This window comes from Methanospirillum sp. (assembly GCF_035406105.1).
Taxonomy (GTDB): domain Archaea; phylum Halobacteriota; class Methanomicrobia; order Methanomicrobiales; family Methanospirillaceae; genus Methanospirillum.
This window is the reverse complement of sequence record NZ_DAONKG010000321.1, coordinates 1-1,913: the sequence shown is the minus strand read 5'-3', so window position 1 is coordinate 1,913 and position 1,913 is coordinate 1. Positions and strand designations below refer to the sequence as shown.

At 52.6% G+C, this 1,913-nt stretch carries 2 protein-coding genes; both read left to right on the top strand.

The features are described from left to right. Positions 1–104 precede the first annotated feature (104 nt). On the top strand, positions 105–1,310 hold the full coding sequence (gene hmgA / locus PLA23_RS13010; RefSeq protein ID WP_324475470.1) for a hydroxymethylglutaryl-CoA reductase (NADPH): 1,206 nt from the start codon (positions 105–107) through the stop codon (positions 1,308–1,310). A gap of 63 nt (positions 1,311–1,373) precedes the next feature. After that, a partial coding sequence (locus PLA23_RS13005) for a hypothetical protein (protein WP_324475468.1) occupies positions 1,374–1,913 on the top strand: 540 nt, incomplete at its 3' end.

Genomic DNA, 1,913 nt, shown 5'->3' with positions numbered 1-1,913 from the left:
AGCCGTCTGCGGGTCTTCTCACCCTCTGACCGGTGTACCTTCAGACACCAGCGTTTTGTCTGCATCCCTCATGTGTTATGGCCGGTCCGGTATAACAGGTATGCATGGATGAGTACCTCCGCAGACTGCGGGATGGAACACTGAAATTATATGCACTTGAAAAAGAACTGGCTCCAGGTGATGCGATTGCAACCCGCCGGAGGTTTATAGAGGAAGAGACCGGGGTCACCCTTGACCGGGTCGGAGACTGTTCAATTGCTCTGGACTCAGTTGTAAAGAAGAACTGTGAGAATATGATCGGGACGATTCAGGTGCCTCTCGGCGTTGCCGGACCGATCCGGATAAAAGGAGAGTATGCAGACGGGACGCTGTATCTCCCGCTTGCAACAACTGAAGGAGCATTGATTGCATCAGTAAACCGTGGCTGCAGCCTGATTACCGCGGCAGGAGGGGCTGATGTCAGAATCCTGAAGGATGGTATGACCCGTGCTCCGGTGTTTGCCGCCGACAGTATCGTCCATGCAAAAGAGGTATGCGAGTGGATCATGTCCCATGAGGCAGAGATTCGTGCAGAGGCAGAGTCCACCACAAGATTTGGCAAACTTACCGGGATAGAAGTAACAACCGCCGGTACATCCGTATTTGTCAGATTGTCGTTCTTCACCGGCGATGCCATGGGGATGAATATGGTGACCATTGCATCAGCGAAAGCATCAGAGCTCATCTCCCGCGAGACTGGTGCCCGCCTGATAGCACTCTCCGGCAACTGGTGTACTGACAAAAAACCGGCGGCGGTAAATGTTGTTCTGGGGAGAGGTAAGACCGTCAGTGCAGGAGTATTACTCTCTCAGGATCTGATCAGCAGGGTACTGAAGACTGATGCCCCCTCGTTGCTTGAGGTGAATACCAGAAAGAACCTTGTGGGATCTGCCCGTGCCGGCTCATACGGCTTTAATGCACATGCGGCAAATATTGTTGCTGCGATGTTTATTGCCTGCGGACAGGATCCTGCCCATGTGGTGGAAGGGTCGCTCTGTCTGACAACGGTGGATCCTGCCCCGGCAGGTGTGTATGTGTCAGTCACATTGCCGGCTCTTCCGGTCGGGACGGTTGGCGGGGGAACGAGTGTCGAAACGCAGGCTGAATGCCTCAGAATGCTTGGGGTCTTCGGAGGTGGTGACCCGCCCGGCTCGCATGCCAAGAAACTTGCTGAGATTATTGCCGCAGGGGTTCTTGCCGGTGAATTATCCCTTCTTGGTGCATTGGCGGCGCAGCATCTTGCACGGGCCCATAGCACACTTGGGCGATAAGAAGCTAGGCTTACACTATATCATCTCAGCAACTCTTTCTTTTTCCAGGGTACATCCATTCATATGAAATTTCATGGGGGTATCAGAAAGACCGCTTTATGCAGGGTTTTTCTCTATGGTCTTCTTATTGCAGGACTTGTTCTTGCCCTCATCCCGATCGCGATTGCGGATTTCCCTGAGACACATTCATGGAACCCGTATCAGGGATGGGATATCGAACTCTCATCTATTGCCGGCATCGGTCTTTTTCCGACAGTCCAGGTTGACTGGACACCAAAACCCACCGCAGGACCACTGCCGAAAGTCTCCAGTGACACCTGGGTGAAACTTGCGTATTATCCGCCCGGATCTGAACCTGGACAGCCGGCCATTCTTGCCGGATATGTCGGCGGGAGAAACTACAATGCAGAGGTTACCATCACCGGCAAAATGAACGTGAATGATGAATTCCATGACATCGTAACCACCAGGGCACAGGAGAACGGGGTCTTTGTCTGGGCAGTTCCAGATGAACTCAAATCGGTCCCCTATTTCCAGGCAGTTGCAAAGGTGAGTGGCACTATTGCAAAATCTGAAATTGTTCAGACTACCGGTATTTCAGGG

What these genes read in the sequence shown, in the direction of transcription:
- hmgA (WP_324475470.1), top strand. Translation starts at nt 105, where the DNA reads ATGGATGAGTACCTCCGCAGACTGCGGGATGGAACACTGAAATTATAT.